General features: G+C 31.8%; 13 protein-coding genes. 2 read left to right on the forward strand and 11 right to left on the reverse strand.

Going from position 1 to position 16,164, the window contains the following annotated elements; genetic code table 11:
* Positions 1 to 8 precede the first annotated feature (8 nt).
* Together DIS18_RS02505 and DIS18_RS02510 are read left to right on the forward strand one after the other, a co-directional pair.
* Positions 9 to 746: an MlaE family ABC transporter permease gene (locus DIS18_RS02505; RefSeq protein ID WP_109351455.1), complete on the forward strand. Its 738-nt coding sequence runs from the start codon at positions 9 to 11 to the stop codon at positions 744 to 746.
* Entirely contained in the window at positions 746 to 1,513 is a 768-nt protein-coding gene (locus DIS18_RS02510; RefSeq protein WP_109351456.1) for an ABC transporter ATP-binding protein, read from the forward strand. The genes DIS18_RS02505 and DIS18_RS02510 overlap by 1 nt, the downstream gene beginning before the upstream one ends.
* A 20-nt stretch (positions 1,514 to 1,533) precedes the next feature.
* Here the strand turns inward: DIS18_RS02510 and DIS18_RS02515 are convergent, their stop codons facing one another.
* The 11 genes from DIS18_RS02515 to DIS18_RS02565 form a co-directional block, all read right to left on the reverse strand.
* The gene (locus tag DIS18_RS02515; protein ID WP_109351457.1) at positions 1,534 to 3,015 is read right to left on the reverse strand and encodes a DUF389 domain-containing protein; all 1,482 of its coding nucleotides are present in this window, start codon (positions 3,013 to 3,015) and stop codon (positions 1,534 to 1,536) included.
* Between the two features lie 2 nt (positions 3,016 to 3,017).
* Positions 3,018 to 4,097, reverse strand: a complete 1,080-nt coding sequence (locus DIS18_RS02520; protein WP_109351458.1) for a mannose-1-phosphate guanylyltransferase — start codon at positions 4,095 to 4,097, stop codon at positions 3,018 to 3,020.
* Positions 4,098 to 4,101: 4 nt separating this feature from the next.
* Complete coding sequence (locus DIS18_RS02525) at positions 4,102 to 4,698, reverse strand: SprT-like domain-containing protein (protein WP_109351459.1); 597 nt, start codon at positions 4,696 to 4,698, stop codon at positions 4,102 to 4,104.
* Between the two features lie 61 nt (positions 4,699 to 4,759).
* Entirely contained in the window at positions 4,760 to 5,395 is a 636-nt protein-coding gene (locus tag DIS18_RS02530) for an HAD family hydrolase (protein ID WP_109351460.1), read from the reverse strand.
* Between the two features lie 20 nt (positions 5,396 to 5,415).
* Positions 5,416 to 9,441 carry an FG-GAP-like repeat-containing protein gene (locus tag DIS18_RS02535; protein ID WP_109351461.1) on the reverse strand — a complete coding sequence of 1,342 codons (4,026 nt, stop codon included), beginning with the start codon at positions 9,439 to 9,441 and terminating at the stop codon, positions 5,416 to 5,418.
* 67 nt (positions 9,442 to 9,508) lie between these two features.
* Complete coding sequence (locus tag DIS18_RS02540; RefSeq protein ID WP_109351462.1) at positions 9,509 to 10,192, reverse strand: SDR family NAD(P)-dependent oxidoreductase; 684 nt, start codon at positions 10,190 to 10,192, stop codon at positions 9,509 to 9,511.
* On the reverse strand, positions 10,185 to 11,207 hold the full coding sequence (locus tag DIS18_RS02545; protein WP_109351463.1) for a M28 family metallopeptidase: 1,023 nt from the start codon (positions 11,205 to 11,207) through the stop codon (positions 10,185 to 10,187). Before DIS18_RS02545 ends, DIS18_RS02540 begins: the two co-directional genes overlap by 8 nt.
* Before the next feature lie 183 nt (positions 11,208 to 11,390).
* Positions 11,391 to 11,774 carry a cadherin repeat domain-containing protein gene (locus DIS18_RS02550; RefSeq protein ID WP_109351464.1) on the reverse strand — a complete coding sequence of 128 codons (384 nt, stop codon included), beginning with the start codon at positions 11,772 to 11,774 and terminating at the stop codon, positions 11,391 to 11,393.
* 29 nt (positions 11,775 to 11,803) lie between these two features.
* Positions 11,804 to 13,435 (reverse strand): ELWxxDGT repeat protein, encoded by a 1,632-nt coding sequence (locus DIS18_RS02555; RefSeq protein ID WP_181363975.1) that lies wholly within the window; start codon positions 13,433 to 13,435, stop codon positions 11,804 to 11,806.
* Between the two features lie 98 nt (positions 13,436 to 13,533).
* Complete coding sequence (locus DIS18_RS02560; protein WP_109351466.1) at positions 13,534 to 14,157, reverse strand: response regulator; 624 nt, start codon at positions 14,155 to 14,157, stop codon at positions 13,534 to 13,536.
* The gene (locus DIS18_RS02565) at positions 14,147 to 16,135 is read right to left on the reverse strand and encodes a tetratricopeptide repeat-containing sensor histidine kinase (protein ID WP_109351467.1); all 1,989 of its coding nucleotides are present in this window, start codon (positions 16,133 to 16,135) and stop codon (positions 14,147 to 14,149) included. Before DIS18_RS02565 ends, DIS18_RS02560 begins: the two co-directional genes overlap by 11 nt.
* Between the last annotated feature and the right edge of the window lie 29 nt (positions 16,136 to 16,164).

The raw sequence follows: 16,164 nt of genomic DNA on the forward strand, positions 1-16,164 counted from the left end.
ATTTATACATGACGTACCTGCACAACATAGGCGCTTATTTTTTAATGATTATTGAGATGTTTCGGAAACCCACAAAATGGGCAGTTATGAAACAATTAATTCTTAAAGACATAGACGATTTAATTATTGGTTCATTAGGCATTGTAGCCTTTATATCATTTTTTGTTGGTGGTGTAGTTACTATACAAACAGCATTAAATATTGATAATCCATTAATTCCTAAATATCTAGTTGGTTTTGCAACAAGACAATCTATAATTCTTGAGTTTGCTCCAACATTTATGTCTATTATTATGGCTGGAAAAGTAGGGTCGTTTATTACATCAAGCATAGGTACTATGCGTGTAACAGAGCAAATTGATGCTTTAGAAGTTATGGGTATTAACTCTTTAAACTATTTAGTTTTCCCAAAGTTTATCTCCATGATGCTCTATCCTTTTGTTATCTCAATAGCCATGTTTCTAGGTATTTTAGGAGGAATGGCAGCTTGCGTTTATGGCGGTTTTAGTACGTTAGAAGATTATATTGTTGGTATTCAAAACGATTTTGAAACTTTCCATGTTGTATATGCTTTTATTAAAACTTTTGTTTTTGCATTTGTGTTAGCAACAATCCCATCCTTTCATGGTTTTTATATGAAAGGTGGCGCTTTAGAAGTTGGTAAAGCAAGTACAACATCGTTTGTTTGGACTAGTGTGGTTATCATTATTTTAAATTATTTCTTAACTCAAATGTTATTAAGCTAATGATTGAAGTTAATAATTTACATAAATCGTTTGGAGATGTTGAAGTTTTAAAAGGCATAAGCACCTCTTTTGATAAAGGAAAAACCAATCTTATAATAGGACAAAGTGGTTCTGGTAAAACAGTATTTTTAAAATGTTTATTAGGACTTTTTGAATATGAGGAAGGGACTATCTCTTATGATGGTAAAATATTTTCGCAACTTACCGAAGATGAAAAACGTAATATTAGAGCAGAAATTGGTATGGTATTCCAAGGAAGTGCTCTATTTGATTCTATGACGATTGCTGAAAATGTGATGTTCCCGCTTCAAATGTTTACCAAACAAAGTAAAAGCGAAATGGAAGATCGTGTAGATTTTGTTTTGAAACGTGTAAATTTACCTGAAGCACACAATAAAATGCCTAGTGAAGCGTCAGGAGGAATGCAGAAACGTGTAGCAATTGCACGGGCTATTGTAAATAATCCTAAATATTTATTTTGCGATGAACCAAACTCTGGTTTAGACCCTAAAACGGCTATTGTTATTGATAACTTAATTCAAGAAATAACTGACGAATACCAAATTACTACTGTTATAAATTCTCATGACATGAACTCAGTCATGGAAATTGGAGAAAAAATTGTTTTTCTGCGACATGGGTTAAAAGCCTGGGAAGGCTCTAACAAAACCATATTCAAAACCGATAACGAAGTAGTTACTGATTTTGTTTACTCTTCAAATTTATTTAAAAAAGTACGTAAAATGTACATTGAGGAAAATGAGTAATCTTAATATTAAAACTTAAATTAATTGATTCGTTTTACAACCAAGGTATCTAAATCAAGTTTAAGTTTTAGCCACTTTTCAAGTTTCTCCTTATCTTTCTTACGTAATTCTTCCTTAGCTAAAGAATCTACCCATTTTACAGAAAACACAGATAATGTATCCGTTTTTTTAAAGTTTGAATTGATAACATTAGCGTATGAAAACTGCTCTATAGTTTCGTAATTTATCTTCACCTCTTGGGTCAATTCATCAAAAGCAATATAATTTTTTTCAAGTTTTGAAAGTTGCAACACTTTACTTTCTAAATATGCTATTTTTTGAGTTTGTGTTAATAAATCTAGGGAATCTCTTGTTCTAAGTTCTTCCATGTATTTAAAATTGTCAAGGTTTTTAGATCTATTCTGATTAACAACTAACTTACTACTTTCTAAAGCTCCATAGTCTCTCATTCTACTCTTTAACAAAGCAATTGTAGATTCAGGTATTTCATCTAAGCCAAATGTATTCAGTTCAATTTTACTATTCCCATCATCTCCATATTTAAAAATAGCATTGTTTTTAATATACTCTGCATGCGGTAAAGCACTCAACTCTTTATCCACAAATAAACCAGCATCACGTTTAAAATTACTTTCTTTATAAACTTTTACAAAAGTAAATCCCGCAGGCACCATAACTACAATAGCTAGTAAAGTTGCCATTCTAGATATAAACAATCGTTTTTTAGAATTGGCATATTTAAGCATTGGAAATCTTAACAATTTAAGCACTAAAAACGTTGCCAAAGCAATGAAAATAGTATTGATTGTAAAAAGGTACATAGCTCCTCCAAAATACACAAAGTTGCCTTTGGCTAATCCATAACCTGCTGTACAAAGTGGCGGCATTAAAGCGGTGGCGATTGCAACTCCAAAAATTACCGAAGCAATTGTTCCCTTTTTAGTTCGCGCGATAATTAAAGCTAAACCTCCAAAAAACGCAATAAGAACATCACGTATATCGGGTTTGACACGTCCCAAAAGCTCATTAGTATCTTCACTTAAAGGAAAAAATTTAAAGAATAAAAAAGCCGTTAATAAACTCAATACAATCATTGTTGCTAAGTTTATTAAAGAGCGTTTAAGCGTATCAATATCATTAATGGCAATAGACAATCCTACACCTAAAATAGGGCCCATAAGTGGAGAAATTAACATGGCACCAATAACAACAGCTGTAGAATTAGCGTTTAATCCGACTGAAGCCACAAAGATGGAACACACCAAAATCCATGCTGTAGCACCTTTAAATGGTATATCACTTTTTATAGCCTGTACAGTAGCATCTCTATCTGTATCATCTCTAAAATCTAAAAGCTCTTTTAAAAATTTCTTTGTACTTGCAAGAAGTCCTTGAGCACCTTTTCGAACCTCTTCTTTTGATTGCTCAACAGTCTGTTCTTTTTTTAGAATCTCAGCTTTAGATTCTTCTTCAGAGAAATTAAACTTACTTTCTTCACTCATAATTAGCCATATTGTTCTCCAAACTTATCTTTAACGTGTTGGAGTGTTTTCTTTATATCTTGTTCCTTCGACTTAGGAAAGATAAGCAAAACTTCGTCTTTATCAACAATAATATAATCACTCAAACCATCAACTACTACAATTTTATCATCTTTAGTTCTTATCATATTACCAGATGCATCTTCTGCTAAAGTTCTAGCATGCACCACTGCATTATTAGATTCATCTTTATCCAACTTATCATATAAACTCCCCCAAGTTCCTAAATCGTTCCAATCAAATTCAGCAGCAATAACATATACATTAGTTGATTTTTCCATGATGGCATAATCCACCGAAATGTTTTCTGCCTTTGGATAATTATCTCGAATAAAATCATCTTCAAAATCTGTATTATAAACAGATATCCCGTTTTCAAATAAGGCATATAATTCAGGTTGATTATTCTGAAACGCTTCAATTACGCTTTTAACACTCCACATAAAAATCCCAGCATTCCATAAAAAATTTCCTTGTTCAATAAATTCTTTTGCAGTTCCGTAATCTGGTTTTTCTCTAAATTGATTTACAGATTTTATCGCTTCCGCGGATGACTTATCAAATTCGATATAACCATAACCTGTGTTTGGAAAAGTAGGTTGAATACCTAAAGTCATTAGAGCATCATTTTCTGAACAAAAATCGAAAGCTTGCTGCACATTTTTTGAAAACATTTTTTCATCTTCAATCCAATGATCACTTGGTGCTACAATCATAACAGCATCAGGGTTTTCTTTTTGGATTTTTAATGACGCATATAAAATACAAGGTGCTGTATTTCGCATTGCAGGTTCTAAAACTACTTGTCGTTGTTCTACTTCTGGTAATTGTTCTAAAACTAAATCATTATAACGTTCATTAGTTAAAATGAAAATATTTTCCTTTGGAATTAAATCCGCTAAGCGATGAAATGTTTTTTGTATTAAAGTGTCTCCAGTTCCTAACATATCATGAAACTGTTTTGGAAAATCTTGCGTACTTACTGGCCAGAACCTTGATCCTACACCTCCAGCCATTAATATGGCATAATAATTTTTATTCATTTTACTAATTTATCAATTCTACTTCTGCATTTGGATTAAACAAATATAATCTTCCTGTTTTAACCTCTGTACATTCATAACGTTTTACTCTCTTTTTTCCCATTTTAAATACTTTTCCATTATGTAATTTAAAAGTACTGCCCAAAGGTACCTGAAAAACATAGGTCTTGTTATTGTGTTCGTCGAATTGCTTTAAAGCTAAGGCCAATGGCGCATCTGTATCGCTAGAGGCTTTTGGGTTTTTAAAATGTTTAGCTAATAAAGGTAATAATTCATTTGGGAAAATTTCTGGGTTTATAAAAGGCAACATTAAATGCTGAAATGTACGCTTCCATTCTAAACCATGTGGTTTAATAAATCTTCCGTAGTTTTTATAAGCCTCAAAATGAGCTATTTCATGAATTAATGTGATTAAAAAACGGTACTGGTTCAAATTTGAATTTATAGTAATTTGATGTTTACCATTTGGTAACGGTTTATAATCGCCATGGCGTGTTTTACGTTCCTTTTTTATTTTAACAATAAGATTATCATGCTCTAAAAACGAAATAACTTTCGGGATTGCATGTTCTGGAATATACGCTTGAAGTTGTGATTGCATTACTGCTAAAATAATAGATTTCTCAAGAAAAGGTAATTCATTTCATTAGATATTTTAAGCTCTACAACATTCCTAAAAGGTCATCCATACTACCAAAAGTTTTATTAACTAAGGTTTCAAGTTCATTATTATAATCGTGCTCTGTATAGCCATAAACATCAAAACCTCCAGTTTTGGCTGCTTTTACTCCAGAGACACTATCTTCTATAACTAAACATTCGCTTGGTATAAATCCCATAGTTTTGGCCGCCCAAAGAAAAATATCTGGTTCTGGTTTCCATTTTTGAATGGCGTAGCAACTAAAAATATTCCCTTCAAAAAATGGCAACAAATCTGTGATTTCTAAATTAAGACGAATTTTATTTTCTGGTCCACTAGAAGCCACACAAAAAGGCACATTCAAACTCTGAACGACGTCTTTAATGCCCTTTATAGGTTGAATATCTTTACGAAATGCTTCAAATGTATTAATACGATAATCTTGTTCAAAATGAATTGGTAATGGATTATTAATACGTTTAGAAATAACATCCATACATAAATTAAGTGCTTTTCCTTTTAAACTAATAAGAGACTCTTTAAAATCCATATTAGCACCCAAATCATTAGCCATATCCACTAAAACCTTTATGGCTATAGATTCGCTATCAATTAAAACACCATCACAATCAAATATGATGCATTTGTATTTACTCATTAAATTTATATTTATGAATATTAATCTTTAATTATAAGAGCCTTTGAAGTGTTATTTGTTCTTAATATATATATACCCGAAGTTAAAAACATAGGTAAACTTATGCGCGTTTCTTTGGTGTATTCATTATAACTTTTATCAATAAAATTTATCAGTCTACCACTAATATCAAAAATATCAAAAGTATCTTCAGCGCTAGTATTGGTTATAAATAATTCCTTATTAATAATTGGGTTTGGATACACGATACTTGAAAGGTCATCACCTGAATTAGATGTTTTCCCAAAAAAATATGGCACTGCAAAATTAAATGCATCTACTCCCACTTTTTTACCAATTTTTCTTCCTGAAATATCATCAGCTGGTGGATGAATGCCTCCCCAAATTCTAGATAAGCTACATTGATCTGAGGCATCTCTATAGGTTGCCCATTGCAAAACAATATCTGTTGAAGGTCCTTCTTCAAATACTAAAAATTCGTTCTTTCTTGCTACAAACTCACCCATACCCCCAGGGAAATATTCATCACCTGTTATTAGTGTTAAAACCTCTGCTGCTGCTCTTGAATAGGTAGAATGACCAGAAACATATCCTGCAAATGGTGGTGTTACAAAAGATGGCCGTTGATATGGCCACCAATCTTCAGCTAATATCCAGCCTACTCCAGCTTGATCCGTTTCTACATTACCAATATAATCATGACCTTTCCAGGAATACACTTTAATCTTTCCTAAGTTTTGCGAATTAAATCCAACTAAAGGATCATTTTCTTCTACTGTTTCAATGTAACCATCAAATAATTTAACACCCTCAGGATGAAAATTAGATGCAGATGGGTCTGAACTTTGGCCTTTATCTGCCATATATCGAATAGCTGAAATAGGGCGTATATAATCATACCAACCTTTTATGCTCCAAGCAGAAATAGCTGAATCGTGCATAGCACCTCCTAAAATAAAATATGATTTCACATCCCATTCTATTGGAGAAAGAGATTCCCCTTCTCCTCTAAACTTTTTTGTTGACAATGGATGGTCACTTACATAATTAAGCAATGAAAACCAATGCCCTGGTGGTGTTTCAGAATCAGGTCCATCTGCCCAAAACTCTGCTAATACTCTAGCATAATCTCCTCTAGGGACTAATTGCTCATCGTATGCAATATTTGTTATAGGGTTTATGGTTCTACCTGTACCAACATCCCCACCTTCCAAGAGCTTATAAAATTGAGGATAGTCTTCAAAATTATCTGGTAAAGATTCAAAATCTATATTTCCAATCGATTTTGGTGAAATATCCCATAACACACCATCACTTGAATCTAAATGCGACGCCCATACTGATACTAACGAAAACCCCCACTTATATGCTTCACTTGATGCTGTTGTATTACTATCATCTAAGTAAGGTGGTGATAAAGGATCGTTATATACTAAATAATCATTTCCATCCCGTTGATAACTTGTTAAGTCATCATTTTTTAAAGAAAAAGGCAAAACATTTCCCCACTCAGGGTTTAAAAAATCTAGCACATTCCCTTCTATAGGATTTCCACTTTGATCTATAAACGTTTCTAAACTCAAAGGTTGCCATCTGTTTGGGTTTTCAATAAATTCATTACCTGAAAAATCTGGAGCCATAGGATTGTTTATAGGCTCATAATAAGCATTATCATAATTAGATGCTTCTCTAGAACCATCAGTGTTTCCGTAATTAATAATTTCTTGAGCAATGTAATTTCCTAATGCTGCTGCATTACCAGTTTCATAGTCTGTAGCGGTATAATTAGTATCATATCCTAATTGATTCATGATTAAATTGAACTTTTCCCCAGACACCTTAAATCCTGGCGAGCTGGAGAAACGATAATTAAGTAATCTATAAGCCGCATAACTTATTGCTTTGTTTATAGATTCCTCTTTACTTTCAAGAGGACTAAAATCTAAAAGTTCGCTATTATAGTTATTTATGGTATTACCCACTAAGTACGGTCTAGCAATCTCATCATAAATAGCCCAAGCATCATATAACGCTATACTGGTATGAAATAAATTTCTAGCATGAACTGTAGGGCGCGCAAAATCATTTCTAATAGCATCTAAAAGGGCTTCGTTCCATATTCTAGCAATTGATTTATCTAATTCAACATCATCAATACTTAAATCGACTTCTAAACTAGCTGTTAAACTAGAACAACTAGCTGTAATTTCTATAACAGATATAGTTCCAATTGCATCTACTCCCCATTTCACTTTAACACTATCGGTTCCTTGTCCTTCAAGTATTTCTCCTCCTACGATACTCCACTGCGTTGTTGAACTTGGTGGTATAGGGTAGCTATATGTTTCTTCTTTTAAAAAACCTGAAGCCATATTACCCGAAATGTTTTTAACTTCTAGATAAGTACAAGACCCATCATCAACATACGCATTTGGGTTGAAGGAACATGAAAGTGGATCTGTGCATCCAGAAATTTTTTCGCTTGGTTGAATATTTAAAACTTGATATCCTTGGCCTTCAATAGCCTTTATAGTCCTATTTGAATTTAGATTTTGATAGGTTTCAACCAAACCAGAGGGCCACTTAATAACTAATTCTGTAATATCAGTAGCATCATTTAATCCAAAATGAACGGGTGTTAAACTCTGACCTAAAAAACCTATTCCTGAATAGTGCCTTTTTATAGTTCTATTTGCTGTTGTTAAAGTTAATTGGGTTCCAATAGCATCTCTATTAGATTGAGTTCCTTGCAATATAACTTTAAACCAATTTAGACTATTGGTTTCATTAAAATTTAAAGTCTTATTTTCATAAAAATAAGATGGTCTATCATTATTAGTAACAAAAAGATCTATATCACCATCATTATCAAAATCAAAATCTACAGCGCTAACGCTAATCGTTAAATCCTTTAAATTTATACTTTCTGAAATCTCTTCAAATTCATCTTGACCTTCAACTAATAAATTTTTAAAATAGGCATTTTTCTCAGCACCAGAAAAGGAAAAAGAAAAGCCATTAACTACAAATAAATCATCATCTCCATCAAGATCAAAATCTGCAAATTTAGCATCCCAAGACCAGCCTACATCTTGTACATTTTTCTCTAAAGCTATATCAGTAAAAGTATTATCGCCATTATTTTCGAGCAAAATATTTTCGTTTATGTTTGTGACATAAAAATCAAAAAAGCCATCTCCATTATAATCTCCAATAGTAATACCCATATCATCTCCAGTATTAGCCAAACCATACGATTGAGCATCTTCAATAAATTGATTTCCAGATTGATTAATTAATAGTGGATTTGGGTTTTTTAAGTCATCTGAAATATACAGGTCCATCCATCCATCATTATTAAAGTCATAAGGGAAAGCTGAATATAGATTTTGTTTGCCTACTACTGGAAGTTTATCTGAAATATTAGTAAAAGTACCATCCTGATTATTCTCATAAAGTTTATCACTTTCGCAAGGTCCCCAAGTTGTAATGTGTAAATCTAAAAAGCCATCGTTATTATAATCAAACCATGTTGAACTAGGATTAATACAGCCATTAAAGCCTTCAATTCCCGAGCTCATTGTAACATCCTGAAAATTTTGACCTCCGTCATTTAAGAATAACTGAACTCTATTTGATGAGCTTACTAATATATCAGGAAAGCCATCATTATTATAATCTCCCCATGAAGCACCAAATTTATCTCCATTTAGAGCACCAGTTGGTATGGTTTCTTGTTGACTTAGAGTTGCAATTAACCCTGTAGCTTGGGTAACATCTGTAAATGTTCCGTCATTATTATTTCTAAAGAGTTTACTATGTGATTTTTCAACTCCATCAATATCTACACTTTTTGCAACAACATATATATCTAAATCATTGTCGCCATCATAATCTGCAACAGATGCTCCATTGTTTTCCTCTAGTGCATTTAAGGCAGCAATACTTTCTACGCGTTTAAAAGATTGCGCAGTAATTATATTATTAAAAACAAGGAGAAGTAGTAAACTACTCAAAAAGCGTAGTATATGCTGTTTACTTTTCATTAATTTTTTTTGATAAAGATACTAATTTGAGTGCTCCTTAAAAATGCACTTTACATATTCATTTTTTTTAGGGTGTAGAATTAGAAACTTGTAGTAGTTTGCCGTTGTAATATTTATTCCCATTAAGTGAAAAATCAAAAATATATTCTGCCATTTCTAAAGCTGTTGTAGGTGCTTGATACCCCGGAAAAGCTTCTTCTAACATTTCGGTTTGAACCGCTCCTAAAGCCAATACATTAAATGAAATCCCTGATTCTTTATACTCTTCAGCTAATAATTCTGTTAAAGTAATTACAGCTGCTTTACTAGAACTGTAAGCGGCAAGTCCTGGGAATTTCATACTGCCTTGAACACCGCCCATGGAGCTTATGGTTACAACATGGCTTGTTTTATTCATAAATGGTAAAACAACCCTTGTTAATTCTGCTACACCGTAAACATTAGTTTTATAAACACGCTCAAATTCAGACATAGAAGTTTCAGCAAATGGTTTATTTAAAAGTGCACCAGCATTGTTTATCAAAATATCTACATGTTTCCAATTCTCATTGATAAAATCTTCAACTTTCTTATAAGCTTCATTGTCATTCAAATCAAAAGAAAAGGATGTAACGTTCTTTAAATTTAAATTTTGAATCGGTTTTTCATTCCGCGAAAGCGCTAATACTTTATGTCCTGATTTAGCAAATAATTGTACCAACTCAAAACCAATACCTCTACTCGTTCCTGTAATTATGATGTGTTTACCCATTATTCATTTTAATTTCCTTAGTAGGAGTATTAATCATGCCTTCTAGCGCAGGAATCATTTTATTGATAAAGTTTGTCATGTGATTAAAATCCATTTTATCAGCCTCGTCATCTACGTGATGATAATATTCAAAATTAGTGAAATCAAAAGTAGAAATTGCATGTGCTGGCACTTTAAATTCCTTATAAAATGGATAATTATCTGATCTCATAAATAAGTTGAATTCTTTAGCTTTAGGAAAGAAACCAATCATTTCATCACCTCCATAGGCATTAAGTTTTTTAGCTAAATTAGACTTTCCATACCCAGACATATAAGCCATAATTTCGTTTTCAGCTCTTGGAACTCCAATCATTTCAAAATTAATCATGGTATAAAGGTCTAGATTTTGTTTTTTAAGGCGTTCTGCTAAATGCCCTGAACCTTTTAAACCCATTTCTTCTGCTGAGTACAATGTAAATAATATACTTCTTTTATTACTTTTAGTTTTAGAGAAGTGTTTTGCCCATTCTAAAACAGCCACAGTTCCAGAAGCATCATCATTGGCGCCATTTGCAATTTTATCTCCATTCACCTCTTTTGCTGTTCCTATATGATCATAGTGTGCACCAAGAATAACAAATTCGTCTTTCAACTTTGGATCATTCCCTTCAATATAGCCAACTACGTTATAGCCAACAATTTTCTTTACATTAAAACTGTCTCTATAAGTTTCAAAATAGGGTTTTATATTATTTTCTTTAAAAAGCTTCTCAATATAAACAGCTGCTTTTTCTATGCCTTCAGTTCCTGTATTTCTGCCTTCTAATTCATCTGAAGCTAAATACTCTAAACTTGTTTTTACATCTTTAAGATTGACATGTTTTTTTATTTCAATTGCTTTATTTTCAGCGATTTTTGTTTGTACTTCAGAAGTATTTTGAACTACTGTTTCAGGATTGGTTTCAATAATTTGCTTTTGTCCGCCACAGCTTAAAATGAAAACTAAAACGAGTAAACTGAATATTCTTTTCATAAGTTTTAAATATTAATTTTTAAAGATAAAAAAAACCTGCTTCAATTAATTGAAACAGGTTTTTAAATTTGAGGACTTAACTACCAACCTAACTTAAAGCCAAAAAGATTAAACTGATTATAATTCCATAGAAAAAAAGAAAAAATAGTTCTAGCTTATATTTTTTAAATTTTGAAACCATAATCAGCCATTTTCATTAACATCTAAAATATTGATAACTAATCTTGATTGCGTTTCTGATACACCATCTGAAACTTCAATGATAACTATGATAGATGTATTTTGCTCATAGTCAAAAGCACTTGCGTTAGCAATGTAAATCTCTCCATTTGTTGAGTTTATAGTTACGCTATTTGCTGGTGTTTGTGATACTATTGAATAAGTTAATACATCTTCATCTCTATCTGTTGCTATAATTGTAGTTAATAAATCTGATGTTGGATTTTCATCCATATTCATGGTTTGATTCTCAACTTCTGGTGCATTATTTTTTGGACTATCATCATTACTACAGCCTACTAGTGTTACTATTATAATTAATAGTATTAAGTTTTTAATTGTGTTCATAATTTTAAGATTTGGGGTTATTATTTATTTTATTCTTTAATGAGTTTTTTGGTGACAGTTCCTTTATCGGTTTTAATTCTAACAAAATAAACTCCAGAAACTAAGGTTTGGATATTATAACTATTAATATTCTTTTTGAAGAGCTTTAATTGCTTTCCTGAAATATCTAGAACTTCAACAGTTTCAATATTAGATTCTGTGTCAATTGAAAAACTATTTAATGTTGGATTTGGATAAAGTGAAATTGTATTTCCTAAGTCTATTTCTCTCACAGATAATAATGGATCTTTATACCTCCATAATTCATTACCTGCAGAACCATTATCTGCTGAAAAGAATAATAAATTATTAGCTACAATTAAATCTGTAGGGTTACTATTTCCTGATGGGTTTATATTACTAACCATAGTAGTTCCCGCATTTGTTCCATCAGTAACCCAAAGTTCTACACCATTAGTTCCATCTGTCGCAGAAAAATAAACTTTACCATTATACTCGGCAAAATCTGTAGGGTTACTATCTGGTGAAGAAGGAGATGTATTAATGTTCTTTACCAAATTTGTGGTAGCAGGAAACCCAGTAGTGGACCACAACTCAATTCCACTAATATTATCATCAGCTGAAAAATACAATCTTCCTGAGGAGGCATAAAGGTTTGAAGGGTTACTGCTACTACTTCCTGAAGCTATATTCTTCATATTAGTAAACGTTGTTCCACCCAATTTAAAGATTTCTGTTCCCAAAGATGGATGGGTTGCCGTGAAATAAAGTGCATTATTAAAAACAGTTAAGTTTTCTGGATTGTCCAAATCTTCAGCAACTGCATTTACATTTGCCATACGTTGAGTTCCAGCCAATGTCCCATCAGAAACCCAAAGTTCCCTACCATTCACACCATCATCTGCAGTAAAATATAAATTGCTGTTAAGAACAATTAAATCCATTGGATTAGAACTAGCACCACCGGAATTAATATTAATCAACATATTTGTTCCAGCATTTGTCCCATTGGTAACCCACAACTCCCTTCCATTTGTTCCGTCATCTGTTGCAGCGAAATATAGCAGATTATTAAAAACAGTATATGAATCTGGCGACGAGCTGTTTCCTAAAGGGTTTATATCCTTTATCATTATTTGGTCTCCTCCACCAGTCCAAGCATTCCCATTAAATCCGAGAATTTCCTCTCCATAAAATGGCGTAGATTGATTAAAAGCTGAAGGTCTTGCACTAAACACTAACAAATTCCCGAAAGTCGTAAGTAATCTTGGTGATGCTGAACCCGTACCACTTCTTATTGCTGGATAAGAGGAAATGGTTGTACCATTAGTAGAAAAAATATTGAACTTATTTTGTACACCAGCAGCTGAAAAATAAAGTTGAGAGTTAAATTCATGAAATCCATTTGGACTTGAATCGAGACCCCCAGATCTTACGTCGCTTAAAAGAATAGTTCCGGTACTCGTGCCGTCAGATTCCCAAAGTTCCATTCCATCTGCACCGTTATCGGCGGCAAATATGAGCTTCCCACCAAAAGCAATTCTATTTTTAGCATACGAAGGCATGCTACTTGGGAAACCCAAATTTATATCCTTAACTAAACTCTGCGCTTGAATAAAAGTATATGTCAATAATGACATAAAAAGTAATGTTCTTTTCATCATAAATAGGTTTTAAAAGTTTAATGTAAAAGTAAATTGGAGAGTAAAAGCATGTACTACCCAATTGGGTAGAAGTAAAAAAAGTATTTTTTAATGTGCTACAGCAAGTTTTCTTTATTTGCTTTCTGAACAGCTTCGATATTAGAGTTTACCTGAAGTTTAATATAAATGTTCTTTAAGTGAAATTTGATGGTATTTCTACTGATAAACAGTTGTTCAGCAATACTATCGTAAGTATTTCCCCGAGATAGCAGAGATAATACTTCTTTTTCTCTAGGAGATAATTCTATTTTACTAGGTTTTATTTGAAAAGAGCTTACCACCATTTTAGCAATTTTAATGCTCATTGGTGCTCCACCAGCTACACATTCGTTAAGTGCATCTTGAAGTTCTTTGGGACTTATGCTCTTTGTTAAATACCCTGATGCCCCAGCACATAATGCTTCAAAAACGATTCCAGAATTTTCAAAAACTGTAACCATTATTATATTAGCCTTTGGCGAAGCTTTTTTAATACGTTTTGTACCCTCTACACCATTCATTCCAAGTAATTCAATATCCATCAAAAAGATATTAGCATTATCGTATTTCAATCGCTCAATAGCTTCTTCACAATTATCATAACAGTTAATGAGTTCAAAATTATCAGTAGCTTTTATTACTTCCGCAAACCCATCTCTTAAAGGAATATTATCTTCAATTATTACTACCCTATGCTTCATCTTTTAATTTACCTATAAAAATTATGGTAGTCCCTTTTCCAATACTTGAATCAACATAAAGTTTACAATCAATTTTATTTGCTCTATCTTTCATATGAGATAACCCATTTAATGATTCCAAATCACTTTCTAAAACACCCACACCATCATCTTCACAAACAATTCTAAGTTCCATATTTTTATAATTAAACGAAAGTGTTACCACACTACTATTAGAATGCTTTAAGGCATTCGTAAGCGCTTCCTTAAAAATAAAAATCAACTGTTTACTCCAATGGTAAGGCAACTTTATATTATCAGAAATATTTTTGTTTACGATAAACTTAACTTCAGTTTTATTAAACATGTCTCCTCCAAAATCAGACAAATAAGTAGCAACCTCTTCTAAGTAATTACTATTAGATTTCAAAGAAAATATAAAATCTCTAGTTCCTTTATAAAGTCCATTAGCATCTTCACTAATTTGTTGAATCTTTGATTTTACTTGTGGATTTTTTATAGAAATTTCTCCACTTATTAAATTTGATAGTAGAGATATTCTTGCTAGTTTATTTCCAAGGTCATCATGAAAATCTTTGGCTATCTCATCTCTAACATCTGATAGTTCTTTTTCTAGTTTTAGTCGTTTTTCAATTGACAGTTTTAATTCTTGGTTCTTTCTTTGTGTTTTCTTTAATTGTATTCTTGTTCCAACAAATAAAATACATACAATTACTAATAATGCTATTATTAGCAATACTATTAGTCTTTTAATTTGAGCTTGCTTATTTTGAATTTCTAAAGTATTAATTGTTTTTTGCTGATTTAGACTTCTAATTTCGGCATCCTTCAATTCAGTTTCATATTTAGTTTCAAGCTCTTTAATTGACTTTATTCGCTCCAAATCATTTAATTCTCTAACAAATTGTTCTTTTTCTTCTAATGCTATTAATGCTAAATTAGAATTATTAAAGTGCTTATAAACTTCATGTTTAAAATTTGAAATTTCTATAGCAAAATACGGATCAGACTTAATTTTTAATAGATTTAACGAATCTATAAATGCTATGGCTTCACTCCTTTTATTTAATACCTTATTTACTCGCCCTAAAAGACAATAGGCATTTAAGATTAAAGGCTCTGTAATTAACTCTCTATTTTTTAATATTGAATTAGAGTAAGTAATAGCCTTTCTATAATCTCCATTTAAAAAACTGTGTTCACCTAAAACACAAAAACTAACTGGCTTTGTATAATCAAAGTTATTTTCTTCGGCAATTATTAATGCTTTTTCAGCATATCTCTTTGCTAAATCAGCTTCTTTAGCATATTTGTTTTTTTTTGATGCCTCCATATACTGCTCTGCAGCATAATTATATATAAGCGTTTCTAACAAATCATCTTGTATATCATTTTTTTCTATAACATCAACCGCTTTAGAAATATATTCTAATTGCTTTTCGTATTCTCGTTGTGCAGTATAAACCAAAGAAATACCGTAATAAGCATTTGCTTCTGATTTATAACTCTGCGTTTTATGTGAAGCCTTAGCTGCACTAAGGAAATGCTTAATTGCTTCGAAAAAGTTGTCTTGATTTTGATATAAAGTACCTAGTTTATTATGAAAATCCGTTTTTTTGACAATATCATTTATATGAGATGCTTTTTTAAGTCCCCTTTTGAAATAAGTTTCTGCTTCTTTGAAGTTTTGCTCAACTAAATGCCCTACGCCATTATATTTTAATGCTTCTATTTCTAAAGGAATATGTCTTATGGTCTGTGACAGCTTTAACGCCTTTCTTCCATAAAGAATAAGTGAATCTCCTTTCCCTGTAGTTTGATAATAATACTTAGCTAAATCTAAATAAGCATTTACCAGTAATGAATCATTAGACACTTCAATTTTCTTGCGTAGTTCAGACTCTAAGCTTTGAGAAAAAGTGAAATTTATTGCTAAAAGAAATAAGCAATGTCTAAAAAAACTATGTAAATACACCATTAGATTATTAAAACTTAAAAGTACAAAAA

The organism is Algibacter marinivivus (assembly GCF_003143755.1).
GTDB classification, from domain to species: Bacteria; Bacteroidota; Bacteroidia; order Flavobacteriales; family Flavobacteriaceae; genus Algibacter_B; species Algibacter_B marinivivus.

Coding starts and splice junctions, on each gene's coding strand:
- DIS18_RS02505 (WP_109351455.1), top strand. CDS start 9: ATGACGTACCTGCACAACATAGGCGCTTATTTTTTAATGATTATTGAG.
- DIS18_RS02510 (WP_109351456.1), top strand. CDS start 746: ATGATTGAAGTTAATAATTTACATAAATCGTTTGGAGATGTTGAAGTT.
- DIS18_RS02515 (WP_109351457.1), bottom strand. CDS start 3,015: ATGAGTGAAGAAAGTAAGTTTAATTTCTCTGAAGAAGAATCTAAAGCT.
- DIS18_RS02520 (WP_109351458.1), bottom strand. CDS start 4,097: ATGAATAAAAATTATTATGCCATATTAATGGCTGGAGGTGTAGGATCA.
- DIS18_RS02525 (WP_109351459.1), bottom strand. CDS start 4,698: ATGCAATCACAACTTCAAGCGTATATTCCAGAACATGCAATCCCGAAA.
- DIS18_RS02530 (WP_109351460.1), bottom strand. CDS start 5,395: ATGAGTAAATACAAATGCATCATATTTGATTGTGATGGTGTTTTAATT.
- DIS18_RS02535 (WP_109351461.1), bottom strand. CDS start 9,441: ATGAAAAGTAAACAGCATATACTACGCTTTTTGAGTAGTTTACTACTT.
- DIS18_RS02540 (WP_109351462.1), bottom strand. CDS start 10,192: ATGGGTAAACACATCATAATTACAGGAACGAGTAGAGGTATTGGTTTT.
- DIS18_RS02545 (WP_109351463.1), bottom strand. CDS start 11,207: ATGAAAAGAATATTCAGTTTACTCGTTTTAGTTTTCATTTTAAGCTGT.
- DIS18_RS02550 (WP_109351464.1), bottom strand. CDS start 11,774: ATGAACACAATTAAAAACTTAATACTATTAATTATAATAGTAACACTA.
- DIS18_RS02555 (WP_181363975.1), bottom strand. CDS start 13,435: ATGAAAAGAACATTACTTTTTATGTCATTATTGACATATACTTTTATT.
- DIS18_RS02560 (WP_109351466.1), bottom strand. CDS start 14,157: ATGAAGCATAGGGTAGTAATAATTGAAGATAATATTCCTTTAAGAGAT.
- DIS18_RS02565 (WP_109351467.1), bottom strand. CDS start 16,135: ATGGTGTATTTACATAGTTTTTTTAGACATTGCTTATTTCTTTTAGCA.